The sequence below is a fragment of the Cellvibrio polysaccharolyticus genome, assembly GCF_015182315.1.
Classification (GTDB): Bacteria; Pseudomonadota; Gammaproteobacteria; order Pseudomonadales; family Cellvibrionaceae; genus Cellvibrio; species Cellvibrio polysaccharolyticus.
The window spans coordinates 2,588,540-2,614,048 of sequence record NZ_PRDL01000001.1; the positions used below are offsets into that span (position 1 = coordinate 2,588,540).

General features: G+C 52.0%; 21 protein-coding genes. 3 read left to right on the plus strand and 18 right to left on the minus strand.

The annotated features are described in order from the left end of the window. Positions 1-24 precede the first annotated feature (24 nt). Positions 25-990, plus strand: coding sequence for a hypothetical protein (locus C4F51_RS11140; protein ID WP_193909800.1), 966 nt, complete (start codon positions 25-27; stop codon positions 988-990). 198 nt (positions 991-1,188) lie between these two features. Here C4F51_RS11140 and C4F51_RS11145 read toward each other — a convergent pair whose 3' ends face one another. The 8 genes from C4F51_RS11145 to lpxL form a co-directional block, all read right to left on the minus strand. Next, positions 1,189-1,704, minus strand: a complete 516-nt coding sequence (locus tag C4F51_RS11145) for a ferritin-like domain-containing protein (protein WP_193909802.1) — start codon at positions 1,702-1,704, stop codon at positions 1,189-1,191. Positions 1,705-1,748: 44 nt separating this feature from the next. Then, positions 1,749-2,219 (minus strand): YciE/YciF ferroxidase family protein, encoded by a 471-nt coding sequence (locus tag C4F51_RS11150; RefSeq protein WP_193909804.1) that lies wholly within the window; start codon positions 2,217-2,219, stop codon positions 1,749-1,751. 175 nt (positions 2,220-2,394) lie between these two features. Next, entirely contained in the window at positions 2,395-3,807 is a 1,413-nt protein-coding gene (gene otsA / locus C4F51_RS11155) for an alpha,alpha-trehalose-phosphate synthase (UDP-forming) (RefSeq protein WP_193909806.1), read from the minus strand. After that, positions 3,804-5,693 (minus strand): glycoside hydrolase family 15 protein, encoded by a 1,890-nt coding sequence (locus C4F51_RS11160; RefSeq protein WP_193909808.1) that lies wholly within the window; start codon positions 5,691-5,693, stop codon positions 3,804-3,806. Before C4F51_RS11160 ends, otsA begins: the two co-directional genes overlap by 4 nt. Continuing rightward, on the minus strand, positions 5,686-6,414 hold the full coding sequence (gene otsB / locus C4F51_RS11165) for a trehalose-phosphatase (protein WP_193909810.1): 729 nt from the start codon (positions 6,412-6,414) through the stop codon (positions 5,686-5,688). The genes C4F51_RS11160 and otsB overlap by 8 nt, the downstream gene beginning before the upstream one ends. Positions 6,415-6,663: 249 nt before the next feature. Continuing rightward, positions 6,664-7,311: an HAD family hydrolase gene (locus tag C4F51_RS11170; protein WP_193909812.1), complete on the minus strand. Its 648-nt coding sequence runs from the start codon at positions 7,309-7,311 to the stop codon at positions 6,664-6,666. A 229-nt stretch (positions 7,312-7,540) separates the two neighbouring features. Next, positions 7,541-8,497: a magnesium/cobalt transporter CorA gene (corA, locus tag C4F51_RS11175; protein WP_193909814.1), complete on the minus strand. Its 957-nt coding sequence runs from the start codon at positions 8,495-8,497 to the stop codon at positions 7,541-7,543. A 138-nt stretch (positions 8,498-8,635) separates the two neighbouring features. Then, on the minus strand, positions 8,636-9,586 hold the full coding sequence (gene lpxL, locus C4F51_RS11180) for an LpxL/LpxP family Kdo(2)-lipid IV(A) lauroyl/palmitoleoyl acyltransferase (protein ID WP_193909816.1): 951 nt from the start codon (positions 9,584-9,586) through the stop codon (positions 8,636-8,638). Positions 9,587-9,719: 133 nt separating this feature from the next. Between lpxL and C4F51_RS11185 the strand changes: the two genes are divergently transcribed. After that, a complete protein-coding gene (locus C4F51_RS11185; protein ID WP_193909818.1) occupies positions 9,720-10,031 on the plus strand; it encodes a hypothetical protein in 312 nt (103 codons plus the stop codon). An 18-nt stretch (positions 10,032-10,049) separates the two neighbouring features. On the opposite strand, the gene grxD is transcribed toward C4F51_RS11185, so the two are convergent. The 9 genes from grxD to C4F51_RS11230 all read right to left on the minus strand — a co-directional run bounded on the left by grxD (position 10,050) and on the right by C4F51_RS11230 (position 21,849). After that, positions 10,050-10,367, minus strand: coding sequence for a Grx4 family monothiol glutaredoxin (gene grxD / locus C4F51_RS11190; protein WP_193909820.1), 318 nt, complete (start codon positions 10,365-10,367; stop codon positions 10,050-10,052). Positions 10,368-10,469: 102 nt separating this feature from the next. Continuing rightward, on the minus strand, positions 10,470-12,896 hold the full coding sequence (gene hrpB, locus C4F51_RS11195; protein WP_193909822.1) for an ATP-dependent helicase HrpB: 2,427 nt from the start codon (positions 12,894-12,896) through the stop codon (positions 10,470-10,472). A gap of 262 nt (positions 12,897-13,158) precedes the next feature. Further along, positions 13,159-14,568 (minus strand): efflux transporter outer membrane subunit, encoded by a 1,410-nt coding sequence (locus C4F51_RS11200; protein WP_193909824.1) that lies wholly within the window; start codon positions 14,566-14,568, stop codon positions 13,159-13,161. Between the two features lie 3 nt (positions 14,569-14,571). After that, the gene (locus tag C4F51_RS11205; protein ID WP_193909826.1) at positions 14,572-16,509 is read right to left on the minus strand and encodes a MacB family efflux pump subunit; all 1,938 of its coding nucleotides are present in this window, start codon (positions 16,507-16,509) and stop codon (positions 14,572-14,574) included. A 26-nt stretch (positions 16,510-16,535) separates the two neighbouring features. Next, positions 16,536-17,939: an efflux RND transporter periplasmic adaptor subunit gene (locus tag C4F51_RS11210; RefSeq protein WP_193909828.1), complete on the minus strand. Its 1,404-nt coding sequence runs from the start codon at positions 17,937-17,939 to the stop codon at positions 16,536-16,538. A 308-nt stretch (positions 17,940-18,247) separates the two neighbouring features. Next, positions 18,248-19,750, minus strand: a complete 1,503-nt coding sequence (locus C4F51_RS11215; protein ID WP_193909830.1) for a sulfite reductase subunit alpha — start codon at positions 19,748-19,750, stop codon at positions 18,248-18,250. A 58-nt stretch (positions 19,751-19,808) separates the two neighbouring features. Next, positions 19,809-20,636 carry a DUF4198 domain-containing protein gene (locus C4F51_RS11220; protein ID WP_193909832.1) on the minus strand — a complete coding sequence of 276 codons (828 nt, stop codon included), beginning with the start codon at positions 20,634-20,636 and terminating at the stop codon, positions 19,809-19,811. Between the two features lie 69 nt (positions 20,637-20,705). Beyond that, positions 20,706-21,218 carry a DUF2271 domain-containing protein gene (locus C4F51_RS11225; RefSeq protein WP_193909834.1) on the minus strand — a complete coding sequence of 171 codons (513 nt, stop codon included), beginning with the start codon at positions 21,216-21,218 and terminating at the stop codon, positions 20,706-20,708. Between the two features lie 10 nt (positions 21,219-21,228). Then, on the minus strand, positions 21,229-21,849 hold the full coding sequence (locus C4F51_RS11230; protein WP_193909836.1) for a PepSY-associated TM helix domain-containing protein: 621 nt from the start codon (positions 21,847-21,849) through the stop codon (positions 21,229-21,231). A 271-nt stretch (positions 21,850-22,120) separates the two neighbouring features. Between C4F51_RS11230 and C4F51_RS11235 the strand changes: the two genes are divergently transcribed. After that, positions 22,121-22,666, plus strand: coding sequence for a DUF924 family protein (locus C4F51_RS11235; protein ID WP_193909838.1), 546 nt, complete (start codon positions 22,121-22,123; stop codon positions 22,664-22,666). Positions 22,667-22,738: 72 nt separating this feature from the next. Here C4F51_RS11235 and C4F51_RS11240 read toward each other — a convergent pair whose 3' ends face one another. Then, positions 22,739-25,162, minus strand: a complete 2,424-nt coding sequence (locus C4F51_RS11240; protein WP_235992323.1) for a TonB-dependent receptor domain-containing protein — start codon at positions 25,160-25,162, stop codon at positions 22,739-22,741. Positions 25,163-25,509: the final 347 nt, after the last annotated feature.

Genomic DNA, 25,509 nt, shown 5'->3' on the forward strand with positions numbered 1-25,509 from the left:
TATACGTTTTTTCAGGACTGTTTTATGCGTGCAGCTGTTCGCTGTGTTTCACCCAAAAGATTTACCCGTGCCGCCATCATTCTGGTGATAACCCTGATGCTGTCAGCCTGTGCCGCGTCGGTACTGGTAGGCAATGCGCAGAGCCGCTTGTTGTGGTCATTTCTGCAGCCGCTGGTCGGTTTCAACCCGCATGAGATGAACCTGCTCGAAAGCCCGCTGATCAAACCGCGTATGCAAGCGCTGCTGGGGTCGCGTTATGACTCCACGGTGAAGATGCTGCGCACTGCCAATCAGCTGCAACAGGAAGGCGCCCTGTTCTTTCTGGTGTCCCGTTACGCCCCCGACAGCGTCAAAAACATTACCGACAAAGCCGGTTTTGTGTGGAATGCCGATACCAACCAAATGGCGGTGCTGCTGATTGAAAACGGGCTGCCGCGGGTGTTTAGCGAGTCCACCAACAACACCATCGAAAAAGCGGTGCCTCAGTGGCCGCGGGAATTAAAAACCGCCTTAACCGATGCCGATGCCTGGCAAAAATCCTTGAAAGAACGTGCAGAAGAAAAAACCACCAAAGTGGTTGCCGAAAAACTCGGGCTGGAAGGTTTGGAGCAACCGTTGAAAGAGGTATTAAAAGGAAAGTCGGCCGAAGATGCCTTAAAAGACACGATTGAAGATAGCAGCGGCGACTTGATAAGGCAGCCGGTGATTGTCGCGCCTGATATTTCCGTACCGGACAGGGTCGCACCCGCAGTAACGACGCCCAAGGCAGCTCCCGCGACTCTGCCAGCAAAAATGCTGGAGCCAGAGGCGCCCGCCCTGGTAACACCACCCAAAGCGCCGAAAAAAACGAGTAGCAAAAAAACCGTCAAAGGCGCGGCTGCGCGGTTTTCACAAGAGCGGGAAGATGACTTTTTAAAATCACTGGAGCGGGAAGAAGCAGAATTGTTGCAGATCAATACCCCGGCGCCAAACGGACAAACAGCAGAATAAATTTTTAACGCACAAAAAACTGCACCCAAAAAAAGGGGCTACCTCTTTTGACATAAATACGCATATCTATGTCAAAAGCCGATAGCCCCGTTTTTACTGCTTTACGAATTTCCTTTTCCTTTGGCTTATTCCTTCAAACCACAGGATGTTGTCCGTTTCCCTGACAACGCTCCCTCCTTGCTTGCGCCAGGCGATAGATTATCGCTTGGCGTCGAGATCCGGATTGTCACTGCGGCGCAGGAACTCAAGCGTTACTGCTGGCAGGTTTTCCTGCAGCCAGGCCGCCATTTCTTCTTCCTGCGCTTTGATTTGACGGAACACGGTAGCACCTTCGAGATCGCCCACATATTCAGCGGCAGAAATAAGCGCAGAATAGGAAGCAACTTCCATATGTTCAAATACATAGCCAGCCATGCCGCCTTTAACCACTTCATCACTGGCAAACAAACCACCAATACCTTGTCCAAAGGCGCTGATTTTTGCAGCGGCATCTTTCAACACAGAATTGGATTCATCCAGTCTTTCAAGCACAGCGCGAACCAGTCGTTGCTGGTTCTGTGTTTCAGCAATGTGCTGCACGATACGCTGTTGAAGCAAAGGGTAGTGCTCCAGGCGATCCGCCATTTTTTTAAGCATGGTTTCGGCCTGCTCTTCCATGGCATGAGCGTCTCTAACCCAATCAACATAATGTTTAAATGATTCTCTATCGGTCATCGGTAATTCTCCTGAATACATGGAATTTGTCTATTTTTTACTTTTTATTCGCCGGCAATTTGTGTCAGCTTTTCGTCGGTGCTTTTTTCTTCTTCCAGGGTTTCATGCAGCAGTTTTGCCGCTTCGGTGTAACCCAACTTTTTCGCCAGCGCTGTCAGCGTGCCATAGGCAGCGATTTCATAATGCTCAACTTTTTGTGCGCCGCCGATCAGGCCGGCATCAAGCACTTCGCCTTTTTCTACCGAGTCAATCAGCTCTTTGGCTTCTTCGACCAAACCTTCCATCGCGTGGCACTTCATGCGCTTGAGGCGCAGACCTTCGATAGATTCAACAACTTGGTCCAGCCGTTCAATTTGTCCCTGGGTTTCTTCCAGATGCAATTTGAACGCTTCAATCAAATTCGGATTGGTTGCCGCACGAGCCATTTTTGGCAAAGCTTTGGTCAATTGTTTCTCTGCGTTGTAAACATCAGACAAGTCATGAACAAACAATTCTTCAAGTGATGTAATAGACATTCAAACCTCCGGCCATGAATTAAGTAACTGAATTCAAAGAATAGGCTTAACCTGTAGATTTTCCATCACAGTAGCTTGCGCTACTGCACAGAATAAGATGGATTAAGGAATTGAAAATAAGAAGTGTGACGGGGCGAGGATTATTGCAAAGAGTTAGACGCCGTGGCGTCGATCGTCAGGGGACGATCGACACGACAGACGGCTTATTGTTTTGATCCAGTGATTTCAGCTCACGAACAAAGTTGTCTCGCCAGGCGACCACATCATCGGTTACCACGCCATGCATCAGCGCTTCGTAACGCGCGATACGCTCACGAAGCGGCATTGCCAAGGCTTCACGAATGGCTTCTGCTACCGTTTCGCGATCAAACGGATTCACGATCAATGCATCTTTCATTTGCGCAGCAGCACCGGCAAACTCGGACAGAATTAATACGCCCGGGTCTTCCGGATCCTGGGCGGCAATGTATTCCTTGGCCACCAGATTCATACCGTCGCGCAAAGGCGTTACCAGGCCTACGTGGGCGGCGCGATAGATACCCGCCAATTCATCGCGCCGGTAGCTGCGGTTAACGTAGCGCAATGGCACCCAGTCCACCGTGGCATGTTCGCCATTGATATGGCCCGACATGCTGTCGAGCTTTTCGCGAATACTTTGGTAGGCATTCACTTCACCACGGCTCGGCGTTGCTATCTGCAGAAAAAATACATTGCCCTGGTAATCCGGGTGGTTACGTAAAAACTGGTCGTAAGCGACGAAACGCTCTTCCAGCCCTTTGGAGTAATCCAGCCGGTCAACCCCGACAATCAACTTTCGACCGGCGGAGGAATAACGCATCAGTTCGTAGTACTCACGCGCTTTTTGCGAAGTTGATGCCTCCATAAATTCCCTGGCATCAATACCGATAGGAAAGGCTTTGATAGAGGTGGTTTTGCCGTAAGCACTGATACGACCATCCGGGAGCATTTTTCCATCTGCCACTTGCAAAATGTACTCAATTAACGAATTGGCATTTTCTTCGTTTTGCAAACCGATCAGGTCATAGTCGAATAAAGATTCCACCAACTCCTGATGGCGCGGCAAGGTGGTTAACAGGGCCGGGGCCGGCCAGGGAATATGCAGAAAGAAACCGATGCGGTTCTTCAACCCTTTTTCACGCAGGCGTTTACCCATCGGGATCATATGGTAATCATGCACCCAGACAATATCGTCGGGTTCGATCAACGGAAACACCGTGTTGGCAAAGCGCTGGTTTACACGGGAATAACCTTCATCGAAGCTGCGCTCAAAAGCGACCAGGTCAGGACGATGGTGAAACAGGGGCCACAAGGTTTTATTGGCATAACCGTTGTAATATTCCTGTAAATCCTGCTGCTCAAGGTTGATCAGCGCCACCGTTACACCGCCAATGCGCTGTATCGCAATTTGATTGGAAAAGCGTGGGGTGACCTTGCCACTCCAACCGAACCAGAGACCGTTCTCCTGGCGCAAGGCAGCACTTAGTGCCATTGCCAGACCACCCACCGATGCAACTGCAGTATCAGCGGGCGGATTTACCCGATTCGAAATTACAATCAAGCGACTCATCGTATCTCCTTCCACGGACGGCTTATTAAAACCGCACAGTTAATAATACCCACCAGCGAATACGTTTGCGGGAAATTCCCCCATAAGGTTCCATCTTCAAAGGATGTATCTTCTGATAGCAATCCGGATGCTGTTCGCTGATTCAGCATCCCTTGAAACAAGCCACAGGCCTCATCGTCCCTGCCTGCGTAATGCAGGGCTTCAATCAACCAGAAAGTGCAAAAGTTAAAGGCAGTTTCCGGCTCACCAAAATCATCGGGCGCGGCATAACGCAACATATGATGACCGCGCCGCAAGCTGCGCTCTACCGCGTCCAACGTGGCAAGAAAACGCGGGTCTTCCGGGTTGATATAACCCAGGTCAATCAATTGCAACAAACTCGCGTCGACTTCGTATTGATCGAACACCGAGCTGTATAAACCGGGCGTTACAGCCATCGCACGGGCGTCAATAGTTTCGCGTATGGATTCAGCTTTTTGTCGCCAGTAATTTTGTCGGTCTTTCAAATCCAGCTTGCCAGCCGCTTTGCTCAAGCGGTCGCAGGCAGCCCAACACATCACCGAGCTGTAGGTGTGAATATCGGCTCGTGAGCGAAATTCCCACAACCCTGCATCCGGTTTATCAAATACCGCGAAAGCTTTCTCGCCAATAACTTCCAGCGCCTGAAAATCTTTTACCGTACCCGGGCGCAATAACCGGTGGTCAAAAAACGCATGCATGGCTGATAAAATAATTTGCCCGTACACATCGTGCTGATGTTGTTTGTAGGCCAAATTACCGATTCGCACCGGCTCCATATTGCGATAACCCGCCAGATGGGAGGCTTCGGTTTCGGTCAGCACCGCTTCATAGCCAATACCATAGACCGGTTGTATCTTGCCGTCCTCCGCCAGGTCGACAATATTGCGCAGATACTTTAAATAGTTTTCCAAAATGTCGACCGCACCTAATCGGGTCAGTGCCTGCACCACATAATAGGCGTCGCGTATCCAGCAGAAGCGGTAATCCCAATTGCGTCCGGAGTGCGGCGCTTCCGGGATGGACGTGGTCATGGCTGCAACAATAGCGCCGGTTTCTTCGTAGACACAAAGTTTTAAGCCAATCGCAGCGCGAATAACTTCTGTTTGCCAGTCGAGCGGCAACGCCAGGGTACGCACCCATTCCTGCCAATAGATCACCGTTTTTTCGAGCATCTCGTAAACGCCGAGGCGAATATCGGTTGAAAAACTTTCATCCGGCCCGAGAAAAAATGCCATCTCTTCTTCGAGCCGGAAAGTGCGCTCCTGCAAAATATGAGACACCGCACAATTGGTAGACAGGCGCAACACCGTATCACTGCATACGTAACGAATATGGTTGGAACCGAAGGTGGATGGCGCCAGACATTCGCCATAACGGATGGTGGGGCGAATACGAAAGCGCAAACGCACTGAACCTTTGATGGGTTTTACCACGCGGCAAAATGAAACCGGGGTATAAAGACGGTCATGGCGTTTGAAGCGCGGGCAAAAATCGATAATTTCTACTTCGGCACCATGCTTGTCCGTAATAATGGTGTGCAACACCGCGGTGTTACGCTCGTAGAATTGTCGGGTCGATTGCTTGTCCTGAACATCAATCGCCCATAAACCCTGCGACTGTTCTTCATCGGGAACCACGCCACTGAGCTGGTTGGAAAATATGGGGTCGCTGTCAAAGCGCGGTGCGCAGGCCCAAACCCAGTTAGCTTCCGCGTCGATTAGCGCATTGACCATGCAATTACCGATGGGCGATAACTCCAGACTGTGCTGGGAGAAAGGGGATGATTTTTTCGTTTGAACATCGTGCTTTTGTTCCGAGGGAATTCTTTCCGGCTCGTACAATTCATCAACGCCATCATTACTCATTACAACTTTCCTCCAGCCAGGTTAATACGCTTTCCACAGTCGGCAAACGATAACGTGCCACGCTATCGCCCTCACCGACTTTGACAGTAATGCCACCCAGCGCATTAACCGCCTGAAAAGCCGTTTCATCGGTCAGATCGTCGCCGGCAAATACCGGACGATAACCTTTGAATGGCGATTCCTGCATAAATGCAGCAACCGCGTCACCTTTATGACGCCCCGGGGTTTTTAATTCGACCACCGCGCGCCCGTGTTGCAACTCCAGTTGAAAACGAAATGCCAGCGCTTCCAACCGTTGTTTAACAATAATTTCTACCTGCGGAATTTGTCTGAAATGCACTGCAAGGCTGGAGTCCTTATATTCCAGAATCAGCTCCGGATATTCCTTGCGTAGCTCATTCAATTCGGCGAAACATTCGGCAAGTCGTGTGTGGGGAGGAATATCATCGCGCTGCCCGGTTGCGGTGCGACGCTGTAGTCCATGCACACCGGCTAAAGCGATCACGCTGTCCTCTGTTAGAAAATCCAGCACTTCGATAGAGCGACCGGACACAATAGCTAACCGGCCTTCGAGCTGATGTTGCAATTTTTTTAACAAGTGTGTGCGGCGGGGCTCTGGCAAAACTTCTTCAGGGCGCTCTTCGAGCGCGGCCAGCGTGCCATCAAAATCGAGAAATACTGCAAATTGGTCTAACTGTAAAACGTCGGGTTCAGATTTCATCATGCCTTCTTAAGCGGCGCACCAATCGTCCTGCGCGCACAATCTCCTGAGTGAAATTGGAAAGGTATCAAGGAAAAAGTATAGGCACGGAATGACACACTATTGGCAGCGCGTTGAAAAAATGAGAAACAGAACAAAAAGAAAGCAGAGGAAAGAGCAAAGCGGAGAGGAGACGGGTACAGCAGATGCAATGACGATAACGTGGGAAAAGCAGGCTGGCACCTTTGCCAGCCTGCACAAATTAAAGCCTTACAACGGGAATTCAGACCAGTCAGTCAAGATACGCGTCAAACCGAAGTCGGCAATTTCATCGGCGGTTAAATGTGGACGATAGCCCCACACGGTGGCTCCACTGCGGGTGCCGGCGGTGATACCCGGAAAGCTGTCTTCCAGAATCAGACACTGGTGAATATCGACGCCTAAAGATTTTGCCGCCAACTGATAGATAGCCGGGTCGGGTTTGGCAACCCCCAGCGTTTCGGTATCAAAGCGGCGCTCTGCCGGAAAATACGCATCCAGACCGGCATACTTCAGCTTGTTATTCATTTCCTGATATTGGGAGTTGGTTACCACCGCAAAAGGCACCTTGAGGCCGCTCAGCACGCGCTCAATGCCCGGCATGGATACCAATTCGTCTTGCAACAAGGTGCGAAAATAAGTGCGGTTATTAGGCACAAAAATATCAGGGATAGGCCCACCCAGTCGCTTTTCAATAAGCAGCAGACAATGGGCAAAACTTTGGCCGGTAAAGGTGTTGGCAACTTCGTCCAGAGTCATTTCCAAACCGATATCCTGCAAGGTGCGGTGTAACGCCCGGTTGGCGATACTTTCGGAATCTACCAGCACACCATCACAATCAAACAACACAGCCTGAAAATCAGCAGAGGTAACAGACATAACAACAATTTCCTCGAGTAAACAAAAAAAGCCGGGAAACCCGATGCAAAGCATCAGGCAATAACCAACCGGATGAAAGGGTTAATTCCCGAGGGGGATTTATGAAGACGGTAATTATTACCGCCACATTTCATAAAACGGATGAAAAAATAGATATACCGCGTGCTTGCCACGAATGCAAGCATGACACGGCTAACGAAAACCGGGGTTGGTTTCCGTCAGCGGTAAATTACAACCAATCCTTGCGTTTGAAATACCAGTAAGGCGCAACACCGGCCAACACCATAATAAACAAGCCCCAGATGTAGCCGTATTTCCAATGCAGCTCTGGCATAAAATCAAAGTTCATACCGTAGATACTGGCCACCACCGTGGGCGGCAGAAAAACCACCGCCGCGATGGAGAAGGTTTTAATAATCTGGTTTTGTTCGATACTGATAAAACCTTGCGTGGAGTCCATCAGGAAGTTGATCTTGTCGAACAAAAACGCGGTGTGCGACATCAATGTATCTACGTCGCGTTTAATTTCCCGTGCGGTTTCCTGCAATTGAAAATGTTCGCGCAGGTGGCGCTGCAAAAAAGAAATGGAGCGCTGGGTATCCATCAAACACAAACGGATTTTTCCGTTGCTGTCTTCCAGTTTTGCCAGGCGATCAATCGCTTCTTCCAGTTCGGAATCGTTATCTTCCAGCACCATGTGGCTGACATCTTCCAGCTTGCGGTGAATATCTTCCAGGGCATCCGCAAGATTTTCCACTTTCTGTTCAAACATGGTGATCAGCAAATCCTGTGCGGATACCACTTGCACTTGCCCGCGGCGGGCGCGCATACGCAACAAACGAAAATCGGCAAGATCACCGTCACGCACGGTCAGCAAGCGTTTTTCCTGCAAAATAAAAGCAACGGTCGCCGTGTTGTGGCGACCGTTTTCACCGGGTGCGAGAAACAGCGAATGCACGTGAATACCGGCGCTGTCCTGAAAATAACGCGCCGAGAATTCAATTTCGTCCACGTCATCTGATTCGGGCAACTCGGCTCGCAAATAACTGTTTAACTCTTCCCGCTCTTCTTCACTGGGCTCATGCGCATCAATCCAGATGGCATTGTCCATCACCACCTTTTTGTTTTCTTCCTGAATGCTTTCCTCGCGCAGGGTGGCACCCTGAATTTTAAACATTCTTAACATCTGTATGCTCCTTTCTGACGGTCCGGCGACCCGGCGGCTGCGCAGCCGCTACCAGCAGACGCAAAACGCGAGATTAATCCGTTGTCGATCAACCATTTACCAGTTTATGCCGCATTTATGACAATTGGCATACAGCAGTCAGTTGGCTCTCTTTTTTTTCTTTGGCGGATAGAAGGAAGGTTCTCCTGGCGGCCGGGTTTTGAAACGGCGATGCACCCATAAATACTGTTCGGGGTGTTTTCGCACCGCCACTTCAATGACCTGGTTAATGCGGGTTGCATCGGCCACTTCATCACCGGACGGAAAGTTCTCCAACGCCGGTTCAATAACAATATGGTAGAAACCTTTTTCATCACGGTAGTGCGACAAAGGCACCACTGCCGCACGGCCCAGTTGCGCAATCTTGGTGGTGGCAGTAATGGTGGCTGCATTCACACCAAAAAACGGCGCAAACACACTGTGGTGTGCGCCGTAATCCTGATCGGGTGCGTACCAGACGACCTTGCCCTCGCGCAAACGACGCACCAGCTGGCGGGTATCGCTGCGCACAATGGCAGAGCCGGCAAAGGTTTCGCGGGCTTCGGTGATCTTGTAGTCGAGCAACAGGTTTTTGTTCTTTCGATACAACACATCAAACGGAATTTTTTGAGTAAGAACCCGCGCCGATGAGTCGATGGTGGTGAAATGCGCACCAACCAATAACACGCCCTGCCCGCGTGCTTGCGCGGCTTCAATATGTTCGAGGCCGGTAACGGTATGACCGGCTTTTTGAAAATCGCGGTTGGAACCCCACAGGGAGACCGAGCCTTCAGTAATATTACGGCCAACCGCGCGCAGAGTGCGTTTCACCAGATCTTTTTGCTGTTCCGCATTCAATTCAGGAAAGCACAGAGCGATATTAATTTCGGTTATACGACGGCGATCTGCTGCAATGTAATACAACAGGCGGCCAATCCAGTCACCCAGACCGGAGGCCACATTTAATGGCAAACGCCCCCACAACCACATAAAGCCGAAAGCAATCCAGGTGGTCCAGTATTTGGGGCCGTAAAAAGAAGCGTCGAATTGGGTTTGCGTATCTTTATTCACACCGTCTCACACGATTGATCAAACAGTTGTTGAAGGGACGAAAAGGGAAAATGCGATCTTTTCGACCAACTGGTATAGGATGTTCTCAGCGTCACGTCAAAGACTGACTTACTCATATGCCCGGGAAGACACCATGAAAGTTAAACAGCTATCGGCCAGGATTGACCAGCAACTGGCCACCATTGATGCCAAATTGGCAAAGCTTGGCGATAGCAGCAAGGACGCAACCACGGATGCTTCTTCACAGGAAGAAAGGATTGCCTTGCTAAATATCAGAGAGAAATTGCTTAAATCAAAAGACATCGTCTGGCGTGCACATAATCTGCAAGAGCAGGATGACGTGCAACGCCAGCTTCGACGCACCCACCAGGTGGGCATTGCTTTGTGCCTGATCAGTGTGGTGGCCATTATTGCATTACTTGCCGGCTATCTGATGACAGCCTGAACCTTCAGGCACCGGTTATCAGCTTGCTGTTGCTTCATCAACCAGGGTTTTCAGTTCACCCTTTTCGTGCATTTCAGTAATGATGTCGCAGCCACCAATCAGCTCACCTTTTACCCACAGTTGCGGGAAAGTTGGCCAGTTGGCGTATTTCGGCAGCTCGGAACGGATTTCCGGGTTGCTCAGAATATCAACATAGGCAAAACGCTGACCACAGGCCATCAACGCCTGGGAGGCGCGCATGGAGAAACCGCATTGCGGCGCGTTGGGTGAACCTTTCATGTAAAGAATGACGGTATTTTCGCTGATTTGTTGCTTGATAGTATCGAGAACGTCCATAAAACTGCTCTACCTCATGGAATGAATTCACAGGCGGGCGGGTTATTTCACCGCAATTCCGACCAATTACTCCGCTATTCTACCCTGAACCGGCTTATTCCTCTATGGGTTACCACCACCGGGTTGCTCGCGCAGGCGCCGGTTGGTAAGCGCGGTCGGCGCATGAGCCAATGGATCATCCGGCCAGGGATGGCGCGGGTAACGACCACGCATTTCTTTTTTCACTGCCGGGTAAGCCTGCCGCCAAAAGCTGGCGAGATCGGCGGTCAATGCCAGCGGGCTGCCATTGGGCGATAGCAATTGAATGCGCAAAGGAAGCCGCCCGTTGGCGAGCGTTAGCGATTCGCACCCGAAAAACTCCTGCAATTTGGCGGCAATGGTGGGCGTGCCGTCGTCGGCAAAATCCACCTTCACATGACGTCCGCTGGGCAACACCAGCTGTTGCGGGAAGAGATGATCGATTTTCTGTTCGTTGTCGTAGCCGATATAAAACGCCAGTGCAGCTTGCCAGGGTAAGGCATCCGCACGGCAATGCGGCTCCAGGAACGGCGCCAGCCAAACCTCCAGTGATGCCAACAGAGGCGCATCGCCCAGCTCTGGCAGCGCCAGCAAACCGGCATTTTTTAATGCTTGCGCCCGCGAGCGCAGCTGTTGCACGGCCGCAGGAAATGGCAAGGTTTGATGGTGTTGGCGAATCCAGCCGGCCACCGCAAGGGGCAATTCCTCAAGAGTAACGGCTGACCAGGACTCGTCAATAACCACCCCGCCCATCATCCGACGATGGTGCCAATGCCAGGCGGAGGCGCGGTAAACCGGCTCACGCTCTACTTGCCCGAGGGTTTTCTTCAGCGCATCGGTAATTTGTAACGGCAAGCCGATACCGGCGTGACCTTTGGCGCGGGGTTGAATGGCGGGAAATATCAACCAGTCACTGTCGACCGCATTAACAGGCGCGACGCTGATACCTGAGTTAAGACGGTAGCGACCCGACTCTTGTCGGTAGCCGATGCGATCCACAAAAATACGGGCCATCAATTCATTCGGCCAAACTGTTTGCGCCTGTGCCGATGGAGCATCCACACCCAGAACTTGCAGCCAGCGTTTTTGCATAATGCGCCAGTGCTGATGATCCTGCGCCTGCTTTGCCAACGCCGCAAAGTCATCACTCAGCGGCCAATCAAAATGTAATGCCAGCGCCAACTGCAATACCGATGCAGAAAGCTGCTTGTACTGGTTCGCCAATAATAACAAGGCAGCAACACGCGGATGCGTGCCGAGATCGCTGACCTTTTCACCGTTTTTCGTAATACGGAAATTTTCATCCAGCAACTGCCATTGTTGTAATAACTGGCGGGCATAATTCATGGCCAGCACATTGGGCGCTTCGAGCCACTCAAGATCACCAGGCTGGCTGCCCCAATGCGCCAGCATCAACGCCAGCGGCGCATAATCGGCACTGCGTATTTCCGGCAAGTCGGCCGGTGCCAGAATCTGATCCTGCGACCACAAACGAATACAACGACCGGGGCGCACACGCCCTGCCCGACCACTGCGCTGACGGGCGCTGGCCATACTGATGCGCCGCGTAGCCAAACGGGTAATACCGCTTCGCTGCTCAAACTGCGCTGCACGCAGCAAACCGCTATCTATGACCAGGGTGATATCAGCAATGGTGAGCGAGGTTTCGGCGATATTGGTAGAAAGAATAAGCCGCGACCCGCTGGCCGGATCAATAGCGCGCTGCTGCTCCTTTGCATCTACCTGGCTGTGCAAACAACACACCGCTGCTGCCGGAAAGCGCGCCCGCACCGCACCGGCGCAAGCCTCAATTTCTTTCCAACCCGGCAGAAAAACCAGTACCGTTTCCTGCTGCCAATCCGGGTGGCTCTGCAAGGCGCGCAACAATTGCTCCGGCAAGGCTTCCGGGTAGCGGTCAGACGCATTCATCGGTGGCTGATAATCCACCTGCACCGGAAAACAGCGCCCCTCGGCAAATAATCGATTACCGATTTTTGCAGAAAGTGCCGGGTCGGGCGTGGCCGACATCAGGACCAGTTGCAAACCATCGCGCAGAATTGCCGCTTCCTGTAAAAATGCCCAGCCAAGATCCTGATGCAAGGCCCGTTCATGCACTTCATCGAGCATCACAATGGCCACACCGTCCAACGCAGGATTGTGCAATAGCATCTGCAGCAAAATGCCCGGCGTCATCACCAGCAAACGGGTATTGACGGACGTTTTTTTATCGAAAGGAACTTGATAACCAACGGTATTGCCCACCGCTTCACCCAGCAAACTTGCGAGCCGCGATGCCAATGCGCGTGTTGCCAACACCCGCGGCTGAATCAACCAGACACAACCACGACCTTGCGCCGCCTCAAGCGCCCACAAAGGCGCGAGCGTGGATTTACCGGCACCCGGTTCTGCTTCGAGCAGTAAAGGCCCTGCCGATAAGGCTGCCATAAAAGCCGCTTTAAACGGCATTAATGGCAGTGCATTCAATTCAGGAGCGATGGGGATTGTATTCATAGATCGTTCGACACAAATAGCCGGGCAGTGAGCCTTAAAGTGCGCGAACTATAGCGGGAAAGGGGCAGTGGCGTAAAACGCTGGCCAGGAGAAAAAGTCAGCCTGTCCGTTCGCCATCAGGTTGTTTGTTCCAAAAACGCATGAATACAATCCCTGTAGCTCCGACGAGTCATCCCTCGCCGGGCGCCCCTGACTAACGGTTTTGGAACAAACAACCTGATGGCGAACTAGCAGTGTGCCGATGTGCTATTTCTGTAAAAGATCAGGGCAAAACATCCAGTGTATTCTCAGGCTTGCTCCATCCACCACCAAGCGTTTTATACAAATTAATCGCCGCATTCAAACGGGAAACCCGCAACTGCACCAGTGAATCTTCCGCCTGATACAGGCTGCGCTGGGCATCCAGCAATGACAGCAGATCATCACTCCCCTCACGATAGCGCACCTCGGTAAGGCGCAATGTGCGGCGCGCTTCATTAACGATTTCAGTTTGCTGTGTCTCCTGTCCATCGAAAGTGGCGGCGCTATCCAAAGCATTATCCACCTCTTGCAACGCAACCAGAATAGCCTTGCGATAAGACTCCACCAGCTCCACCCGGCGCGACTCACTGATAGCAACCTGATTGCGCAAACGGCCACCATCAAAAAGTGTTTGCGCCAATGACAAGCTCCAACCTACCGATTGACTGGCGCTGGCGAGTGAAAACAAATCACTACCGGACAAGCCACCCGAACCACTCAAACTGATCCCGGGCAAGAGCGCAGTACGGGCTGCGGTAACGTTAGCATTGGCCGCGTACAATTGTGCTTCTGCGCTGGCAAGATCGGGACGGCGAACAATAATGTCAGCCGGCAAACCGGCATCAATCATCGGCACCCGAATATCTTGCAAAGCAACGCTGGCAAGCTGCAATGACTCGGTCGTTCTACCCAACAGAATGGCAATAGCACTGAAGGCCTGGCGGGATTGCAACTCAAGGGGCAATAACGATGACTGCAAACTCAACACGCTACTGCGCTGACGAGAGAGATCCGCAGCACTGGCAACACCGTTGTCGTAGCGGACTCTGACAACGCGTTCAATACCTTCGGCAATGGCGAGGTTTTCCCGTGCAGTAGCAACCCGCGCCTGCAACGAAAGCCATTGAAACCAGGCATTGGCAACCGAGGCGGTGATGCTCAGAGTCGCGGCTTCCTGATCAAAGCGGGTAGCGGCGAATCCGTAGCGCGCCGATGCCACACCCGCGGCAACACGGCCCCACACATCCACTTCATAATTAACACCCAGGCTAAGGCTGGAAGAATCGCTGTCTTGCCATTCGCCACCATCAGGACGGTTGCGGCGCGAACCGGTACTGGCCGAAGCAGAAAGAGAAGGAAATAACGAAGCGCCGGTGCTGCGCAATTGCAACTCGGCCTGACGCACCCGCTCGGCGGTAATGAGAATATCCGGGCTGTTTTGCAATGCTTCGGCAATCAGGGCATTCAGTTGCGGCGCCTGAAAGGAATCCCACCATTCGCGTTGCACCTGAATAGCATCGGCATCGGTGACGGTTTGCCACTGCGCGGGATAATCCAGCGGCGGTTGCTCCACTGCATCATAGTGACGACACCCGCTCACGGTGAGTGAAACCAGCAGTGCCAACGAAGATAAGGTTTTTAACGAAGCCATAAATTATTCCGTAGCCAAAGCTGCAACAGGGTCGAGACGTGCCGCTTTGCGAGCGGGCAAATAACCGAACACCAGCCCGGTAAGAAATGCACAACTGAATGCCAGTACCACCGGCGTGAGCGAGTAAGTAATCGGCGTTCCAAAACTGGCAATCAACGCGGCGGTGCCCAGCCCGATAATCACCCCGATCACCCCGCCCAGTGCAGAAACCACAACGGCTTCAATTAAAAACTGCTGCAAAATATGTCGCGTACGCGCCCCGGTGGCCATGCGAATACCTATTTCGCGGGTTCGCTCGGTCACGCTGACCAGCATAATATTCATCACCCCGATGCCACCCACCAACAGCGATATAGCCGCGATGGAACCGAGCAACAAGGTCATGGTGTTTTGCGTGGCCGATACGGTATCAATCAACGATGCCATGTTATGAATTTGAAAATCTTCGGTACCGTGGCGTTGCAGCAACATCGCATGGGCGGCATCCTGCACTTCAGTCATACGCGTTTGATCGGCTACCGCAATAGTGGCGTTACGCAAAAAACGCTGGCCGAACAACCGCAAACTGCCGGTACTGAACGGAACGAAAACCACATCGTCCTGATCCTGTCCCATCGGTGAACCGCCGCGCTTGCTCATCACGCCAATCACCTGAAAGAGAATGTTATTTACCATCACGTATTGACCCAGCGCATCACCTTGCGGAAAAAATTTATCCGCCACGGTTTGGCCAAGCACGGCAACGGTGGAATATGTTTGCTCATCTTCTTCCGAAAAAAACGTGCCGCTTTCTACCGGCCATTGCCGGGCAACCGGAAAACGATATGAAGTTGCATTCAATTCCGCAGAATGGTCGTTGTTGTCGTAACGCAAGGTTTGCGAACCGGTCAACTCCGGAATAGCTGCAAGAATATGCGGCAGCTCATTCAAGGCTTCGACGTCTTCAATCACCAGCGTTGACACACTCCAGCGACCGCCGCGCATATCCGGGCCGCCGGGCCTTACCAGCAAAAGATTGCTGCCCATGGAACTGATGCGATCCACCACCGCTTGCTTGGCACCATCACCAATTGCCAGCATGGTAATCACCGAGCCAACGCCGATAACAATACCCAGCAACGTCAGTACAGTACGGAAAACATTGCTGTGTAATGAGCGAAAGGCGGTGCGTGCCGCTTCGAGTAATTCCTGACCCAGTGTGGATTCACGGGCAGACGATTCCGGCAGGATGACACCGGGCTTTTCAGCATCGGCCGACTTGCCGCCATCCGACACAATGCGGCCATCGCGGATTTCAATAATGCGATCCGCATGACTGGCCACTTCGGCATCGTGCGTAATCAGAATAACCGTGTGACCTTTTGCAGAAAGATCTTTCAGCAATGCCATTACATCGCGACCGCTGCGGCTGTCCAATGCGCCGGTCGGTTCATCGGCGAGAATAATATTGCCGCCGTTCATCAATGCACGGGCAATAGAAACCCGCTGCTGCTGCCCGCCCGATAATTGCGATGGGGTGTGATCAAGACGTTCACCCAACCCCAGCGATGTCAGCAAACCGGTAGCACGCTCGCGGCGTTCGGTTACCGACAAACCGGCGTACACCGCCGGCATGGATACGTTGTCTACCGCAGAAAGACCCGCCAGCAAGTTGTAGCTTTGAAACACAAACCCAAAGGCTTCACGGCGCAAATGCGCCAGGCCATCGCGATCCAGCGTGGCAACATCGCGCCCGTTAAAACGGTAATCACCCTCGGAGGCTTTATCGAGGCAACCGAGAATATTCATCAGTGTGGATTTGCCCGAGCCGGACTGTCCGACAATCGCCACAAACTCACCCGGGTAAATATCCAGATCAATGCCATGCAATACCGGCGTTTCAATTTCGCCGTTGCGAAATACGCGAGTAACACCGCGCAATTCAATCAGGGGATGGGTCATCGCCAGAATTCCTCTGAAATAACAGATCAACGACCCATACGGGGCATGCCACCCATAGGACGATTTTGTGATGGCGACGATGACGAAGCCGCCGCAGACTGACGAACACCGGTAACCACCACGTCGCCCTCGTTCAAGCCTTCAAGAATTTCTGCCTGAATGCGGTTGGTTACACCGACCACCACCGGGCGCACTTCGCGTGAGCCGTTGGCTTTTACCACCTCAACGGTTGCCGGGCGGCGAGTATTTTCACCATTACCTTGTGCACGACGCTGCCCCCAACCACGCCCTTCTCCACCGTCAGGCATCATGCGCGGACGACGCTCACCATCCGGCAATGATGTGCGCGGGCGATCCGCATTGGCGCTCTCAAGATTTTCATTACGCGCCTCGCCATTGGCTTGTGTTTGCCCTTCTACACGCGGCTCGCGCGGCGGCATGGCAGGTGCTGTAAAAGTCAACGCCGATACCGGCACAGTCAGGGCATTACGCGCTTGCGACGTGATAAAGAAAACCTGGGTGGTCATTTGCTTCATCAGCACGCGTTCACTGTTGGGTACGTCGAACAACGCGTTATACAACACCACATTATTGAGTACTTCCGGCGTTGGCTGAATACGGTCCAGGGTGCTGTACCAGCGACGGCTCTGGCTGCCCAGCGTGGTGAAATACACCGCCATACCGGTTTTCAATTTGCTGATATCTGCCTCGGAAACCTGGGTTTGTACGGTCATGGTGCTCAGGTCAGCAATGGTCATAATGGTTGGCGCTTGCTGGTTGGCATTGAGCGTTTGCCCTTGGCGCGATGTTAATGACACCACTGTGCCATCCATCGGAGCGTAGATGTTGGCGTAGTTGAGGTTGGCCTCCTGCACCCGCAGGTTGGATTCGGTTTGCTGAATCTGGGCTTTAAGCACATCCAATTGCGCTTTGACCGACGTTAAGGAGGCTTCAGCACTTTCCAGGGATTCTTTGGTGGTAGCGTCTTCCTTGTGCAAATTGACCTGACGCCGGTAGGTAATTTCTGCCAGCTTGAGCTGCGACTGACGATCGCGCAGCTGCGCCTGCTGGCTGGCCAATTGCGCACGGGTACCGTCGACGTTGGCGGCATAGACGGTGGCATCAATCTCTGCCAGCAAATCGCCTTGTTTAACTTCGCTGCCAATATCAACGTGCAACACTTTCAACTGGCCGGATACCTGTGCACCCACATCCACATAATCACGTGGTTGAAGCGTACCGGTGGCGGTTACCAGATTTTCAATATCGCCACGCTCAACCACGCTGGTGGTAAATTGAGGTTTTTCTTCCCGCTGCATGAGTAGCGTGGCGGTAACGGCAACAGCACCGACCAGCACGAAGGCAATGAGTACAATTGGCAAGGGAGAACGGAGAGAAAAACGTCGGGGATTTGCATTCGACGGGGGCATAAGGTCATCCTGGCAATCACGAAAGAGTTGGATCTGATTGCAGGCAGTATACCGCGAACCCTTATATGGCCAGCGTCAAGGAAAGTGAATCCACATTTATTTCATATTCGGAGAGATTGTGGATTGAAGTGTTCTTGTGCGAGGTACATAGAATCCCCGATGCGAAGGCGCCTGACCTGAAGCGTCAAGAGAACCGTCTGCCGCAGGGATGCGGCAGTCGAGCCCCCATGGATGGGTTCACGGCGTGTTCGCTTGACGCTTCAGGTCAGGCAACTGACACCGTGACCACCCGGTTATCGCCGCGCCAATCAATAAACATCCCGACAATAACGACCATTCTCTGCAAGCAGCTCCAGTGCTTCTTTACCCAGGATCATTTCCAGCTCGGTTTCAACACCCTGTGCCATGCCTTGCAAACTGCCGCAGATATAAATGGCGGCTTGCTGATTTTCTACCCAGTCGCGAAGGCGTTCTGCGTGCTGGCGAACCAGATCCTGTACATAACGCGCCGGGCTATCCGCATCGCGCGAGAAAGCCACATCAAGATGCGCAATAAAACCGGACTGCTGCCACTGCTGAATATCCTCGCCGAAGAAAAAATCCGCGGCGCGAGTGCGCTCGCCAAACAACAGCCAGTTTTGCTGCTGGCCTTGTGTAGCACGCCAGCGCAAATGTGCGCGTAAACCGGCGATACCGGTGCCATTACCAATAAGAATTAATGGCACACCATCGGCCGGTGGATGGAAGCGCGGATTGCTGCGCACCCGCAATAAAATCTGGTCATCCAGCTGTGCGTGTGCGGTAAGCCAGCCGGAACCCAACCCCAACTCGCCCTGCTCATCACGAGTCTGGCGCACCAGCAAATCAAGATGTCCTTCTTGCGGCAGCGAGGCAATGGAATATTCACGGTGCGGCAAATCCGGTAGTGCTTCGATCCACTCAATAGAGTTTTCCGCCGGTAATCCGGCGATTTCATCGGTGCTCACAGGCAAGCGTTTGCGTTGCAGTAAAGCTTCGCACGAGCGCAGGTGAACAGAATCAATACCGGATAACGCGAAAAATTTGTTCAGCCGCTCGCGGCTATTGCCCGGGCCGATTTCAACAATATCGCCGGCCTGCCAGTTCAGCCATTGCGCATTGCCAGGCACCAGTTGCACACGAAAAGCCGGTAAACCCGGGCTGCCCGGATTAAGGCATTGGCGATGCGCCAGGGTCCAGGGTTGATACTCAACCGGCAACCAATCTTCAAAATTGTGCTGGCCGGTTAATTGTCCGAGGTGATATTGCCAATGGCGTAAAGCGCTGGCATCACGCTGGTCAACCTCAATCAAATCACCCAGCGCAGTAGCGCCCTGTTGATGCAGCGCCACATGCACGGCATGCCCGAAAGCACAAAAATGGCGGTAACTGCTGTCACCCAATGCCAGCACCGCATATTGCAATGAAGAGAAAGAAAGATTATCGAGGCGGGAGATAAAGCGATTACCGTTATCCGGCGCTTCGCCTTCACCGTAGGTGCTCACCACCAGCAAGGCACCGGCGCAATGTTGTAATTGCGAGGGCGTGACATGGTTAAGTGGAATCAGCTGAATAGCTTTACCGGCTTGCTGCAATTGTTGAGCCGTTTGTTCGGCAATGGTCTGCGCATTGCCGCCCTGGCTGGCATAAGCCACCAGCCAAACGTCCGTACCGGATGCGGTGTTATAAGCCGATAACAACCTGGCCTGCCGGCGTTGAAAACGCCACCAGCAGAGGTAACAAAACACCGCATAAACCAGCAGAATAAAAGCGACGAGAAGATAACGCGACATGACGGCACAACCTGGTGAAACAAAAAGGGAGCGCAGCGCGCTCCCGATTCAGAAGGACTTATTCCGGCAATACTTCAAAAGTAGCAACGTAGCTGCCTGAACGTGAGGTCGCAGGTGCTTTTGCCTGGTTGTCGCGGTAAGAAGCGCTCAACCAGTAAAGACCGGCTGCCGGCCAGGTAATTGCAAACTTACCGTCTTTGTCCGTTTCTACTTCAATGGCGTCCTGACCGTTGCGGTAGCGCATACCACCAGGAATTACCGTCACTTTGGCACCCACTGCCGGCTTGCCATCAATGATCAAACCGAACTCGGCTTTTTCGCCAGCGAACAGGTCATTCGGGTGAGTGACCGGCACCAGTTCCAAACCGCTGTTGGTAGGTTTCAATACGGTTTCGCTGGGAGAGCCCGCCGTTACGAACGTTTCCATACGGCGTGAAGATTGGGACACTTCGAGGTTTTTGGCTTTGGCCGGTACTTCTTTAGCGAAGGCGGCGGCATCCGGGGTTTGACCGCGTGGCGGCCAAAAACGACGCTCGCCCTCTTCAGTTTCCCAACGGGCATTCAAACCGCCACTGGCACTGAACACTTTGTAAGTGCCACGCTGTGACAAATTCAAATCAAATGTGCTGCGGTATTTGCCGGTAGCGCCATTTTGCAATTCAACCGCTTTGCCATCCGGACCGGTAACTTTAATACCTTCCAGGCGCATGGCAGCATGGTCAGCGTGAAAAATATCGTTGGAGATAGCGGCATCAAAAGTTACCCACGGATCATCACCGGACAAGACGGTAGCGGCTGGCACAATCCAGGCGCGGTGCGCTTGCGCGGCCAGCGGCAGCGCCAGAGAGACGGCAACAACAGTGGCCATTTTCATAAAATGCTTCATGAGATTTTCCTTATAAAGTGGTTGAATCAGTTAAACATTAAACCCGCAAAAAAATAATCCGAGCACAACTTACTGCGATAATTTCACACCGATTTTGCCCAGCTCGCTTTCGCCTTTGGCTTCGAGTGTTTCATTTTTCTTTGGTGGCCAATGGAAAGGAATTTGCACCACTTCACGGCCGCCCACTTCACGGGAGGCTTCAACCATCAGCTTGTACTCACCATCGGGCAAGTTGCCCAGCGGAGCTTTGCCCTGGCTGAAAGTGATGGTGTGCAAACCTGGCGCACGGGTAGCACCGGAAACGCCATCGACCGGAAATTCCAATTCGCGGCCGGTGCGACGCCACCATAAACGCATGTCTTTCAACCACTCCATGCCCTTGTTTTCGCGCATTTTTACGTCGTACCAGACCGCCAGGTTGGTAGCCACACCGCCACCTTCTTTTTCAATCCAGATAGCCACGTAAGGCCGATGGTATTCGGCAACATTCAAGCGGGGAATTTCAAGCATGACCTGCAGGTCTTTCGCCATCAGCGGGGTAGCTATCAGCCCCAGTAACAGCACTATCCAACGATTTGCCATAAACAATCTCCTAGTGAATAAACAGTAAAATCAATACCAGTGGCAGTACCAGCCCTGCCCCGACCAGCGGCCAGGTGGAAGGACGGCTACCCGCATGCCGCGCCAGCAGCACCAGCCCGGTGATGGAAAAAATCACACAAGCCACCGAAAACACATCAATAAACCAGAACCACACCACACCGGTGTGCCGGCCTTTGTGCAGATCATTGAAATAGGAAACCCAGCCGCGATCGGTTTTTTCAAACTGCACTTCGCCGCCCAGCAAATCAATGGTTAACCAGGCGTCGCCGCCGGGGCGTGGCAACGACAGATAAATTTCATCGTCACTCCATTCCGCCGCCTGATTGGCAATACGGGTATCGAGGGTATCGCTCAACCAGTCGCGTAAAAAAGGTGGCAAAGGCGCCCGATCGTCATCCGGCAGTTCAAGCTGCTCCAGCATGGCTTCGGGCAAGATGGCTTCTTTGGTGATGACGACCGGCTCTACAGGGATGTCGGCAGCATGGTTCAGGGTAATACCGGTAATGGCGAACATCAGCATACCCACCAGACACATGGCCGAGCTGATCCAGTGCCACTGGCGGACGGTACCGAGGAGCCCTGCTCGCCCCTTGAGTAGAAAACCTTTCATATCAATACAAATACCTGAGTGCCACCATCGGAACAGCAGAGAAGTACACGGCCACGCTGCTTGTCGGGTTCAAAAATCGATGGAATAGTAACGGCTGAGGCAACAAATGACAATTATTATCAAATGAAAATCATCTCGCGAGCTAATGAAAACGGGAATTGAATGCCATTAACCCGCCAGGCTCCTCACATAAATGCCCCTTAAAACGACCTATAATTGCTGCTAACCACGCTGGTTACCTAACCTTCCACTGCATCGCAAAGGATCTCTTATGATCGCCCGCTACCAAACAGTCCTCGATTTCTGGTTTAACACACTTACCCCCGCACAATGGTTTGCCAAGAGCACACAACTCGATGAACAGATTCGCGAACAGTTTTCCGCCCTGCTGCAACAAGCCAGCGCCTGCGAATTGTGGCAATGGCGCAACGAGCCTCGCGGACGTCTCGCTGAAATCATCGTGCTTGACCAGTTTTCGCGAAATATTTTTCGGGATACGCCCCGCGCCTTTCAACAGGACTCACTGGGTCTGGCACTTGCCCAGGAAGCGGTCGCACTGGGTGCCGACCAAACATTAACCGCGGTTGAACGCAGCTTTTTATATATGCCTTACATGCACAGCGAATCGCCGTCTATCCATGAGCGTGCTGTTGAGTTGTTCAATCAACCGGGGCTGGAAAACAATCTGGATTTTGAATACAAACACAAAGCCATTATTGATCGCTTTGGCCGCTACCCGCACCGCAATGCCATTCTGGACAGAACATCATCTGCTGAAGAAATTGAGTTTTTAAAACAACCGGGTTCAGGTTTCTAAACGACGAAAAAAATGCCAGCAACCCGAAAATTGCCGGCATTTTTATTTCCAATATTTACTCAATCGTAAATATTAGAATCTTACGTTAACACTAACCCAGAAGTTACGAGCCTTGTCGACGTTGTTGTAGTGATCAACGAACGTAGGTTGCTGTCCGTCCAGACAAGCAGCACCGGTTTCACAATCAACGAAGTAGTAATCGTAGGTAGCGAAGTCACGGTCAAACAGATTGTTTACGCGAGCATTGAACGTAACAAACTCACTGGCCTTGAAAGACGCACCCAAATGCACCACTTCGTAATCTTTGTAGAAAATCTCACGTTGCTGATCGGTATTGAAAGCATTGTAACGTTTGGAACGCAATTCTGTTGTGAGGAATACATTCAACTTATCGGATGCGTCCCAATCCAACGTCACATTAGCCATATGCTTTGCCGTTTTACCCAGCGGACGCCCTTTGTTAACACCACTTTTTTGTTCACTATCGGTGAATGTGTAGTTAGCGCGGAATGCCAGCTTATCGGCAATTTGCCAACGACCAGCCAACTCCAGCCCTTGAATAACAACTTTATCAATGTTCACTGTTTTGTTGCTGGTGGAATAACCCAACTCAGCATACTGCCCAGTACTTGCACAGGTGATGTTAGTAGCGGGACCACAAGGCTGCGAAGCAATTTTATCGTCAAATTCATTATGGAAAACAGTGGCGTTGAAGTTGTGCCCCGCATCAGTTTGCCAGTAGACAGCAAGCTCGGTACTGGTGCTGGTTTCCGGCTTCAGGTCAGGATTGCCGTACATGGGAGAAGCGCCCTGACCACCAAAACCGACCACACCGTCATACAGCTGGGTTGTTTTGGGGGTTTTAAAGCCCGTGCTCACGCCACCTTTAAAAGTCCAGTTATCATTCAACGTATAAACGCCATACAAGCGTGGGCTCAGGTGATCACCAAATACTTCATGATCGTCGTAACGCAGGCCGCCAGTGATAGCGAAAGGACTGATTACATACCAGGTGTCTTCAGCAAACAGCGAGTACATGTTGTGGTCCTGAACCGCGCCAGGTGTGCCACTTTCCATACCGAATACGCCATCTTTCAGCTCACCACGAATCACCTGCGCACCGACAACAGTAATGTGTTGTTGGCCAGCCAGCTCAAATGGCATATCCAGCTTGGCATCCAGAGTGTACTGGCTGCTTTCAAGATCACGCTTGGGGCGCGGCAAGAAAGTCGAGTCGGCCAGTTTGCGACGATCTGCTTCTTCCATTCCGGCGTAGGCGCCAGTTCCATCAATCATTTCCAGCAGGTGACGACGCTCCGCAACGGTAAATGGCAGAGTACGCCCGTCATTATTGGTTTCAACATGAGACAAAGACACAAAACTATTGCCGATATCCCATGTTCCCTCATGTGTTAATGACCAGGTATCACGAGTGAATTCCTGAACACCGGTATAGCCCGCACGAGGATCAGCACGGCGAGTCCACGTACCGCCATTATTGCGGCATGCATTCTGGTTGGCGCCAACACCACCACTACAGAAGTTACCAGTGCGCCAAATACTGGTCAGGTTATCTACAGTACCTACTGGATACTCATATTCGCCATCATCATTAATACGAGGCTCATTGTCGTACTGTTGCTTGGAGGTCTCTACATCAAAAGCGATACTTTGGTTTTCTGTAGGAGTCCATGACAAGCGAGCCCCCAGCACTTCGTTTTCATTTTCTACTGTTTTACCGCCACTACCAAACCCGAGCGAACGGGTTCTTGTTTCACCGTTGGGGTAAACCACATCAGCAAAAGTGGGGTTTGAAGCCAGACGATTATAGGTACTGCCACGAACAGTCAGACCAAGTTTGCCAGGGATCAGTGGTCCCATTACGTTGAAATCCGTGGTGATGTCTTCACCAAATCTGTCGTCAGTTTGGAAGGTGCGACTGTGAGTTACAGAACCTTGCCACTTATCACTTACTTTTTTGGTGATGATGTTAATTACACCACCCATCGCATCCGCACCGTACAGAGTAGAAGCCGGGCCACGGATAACTTCGATACGCTCAATCGCATCCAGCGGCGGCATATGGCCAAACTGGTTGCCGCCAAAGTTGTTCGGGTAAATATCACCGTGGTTGTTCTGGCGCTTGCCGTCAACCAGGATCAAGGTGTAATCAGAACCCATACCACGCATGGAGATGGTGCCCTGCCCGGTTTTGTCACGGGTTTCACCAATATCAACACCTTCCAGATCACGCACCGCGTCCAGCAAGGTGGTGTAAGGTTTTTTAGCCAGCTCTTCGGTGGTAACCACACTGATACTGGCCGGTGCGTCAGTTACTTTTTGTTCGTAACCCGCAGCGGAAACCACTACTTTGTTCAGCTCGGTAGACTGGGCGTGCGCAGTACCGGCGATCATGGCGGGAGCCAACAAAGACAAGGAAGCGAAACGAACAGCTACAGCGAGACGGCTGCGCATGGTGGTGCAGGAAGTTTTCATAGTGTGTAAACCCTGAATAATTAACGGTTCCAGCGATAAAAAAGACAAATTCCGTTTATGCCGACGCTCTTTATTGATAATGAGGCGTCTTATTTGGCGGCAACGCTTAACAAAGGCGAATGATAATATCTATCATCAATGGTAAATTCAACCAAAATAAAGGGAACTTTTGGTTTTTTTGGAGGTACCACCTGCGCGGTAAGGCTGGCGGAAGGCGCAGGTAAGCAATTCCTTACCCGTCGATATAGACGACAGGCAGGTTATGGGCTTTTCAGTCCGGGAAGATGGGAATACAAGCTTAAAAATGGGATACCCGAGTAACCATTCGGGTAGCGCTCGCTTTTTGG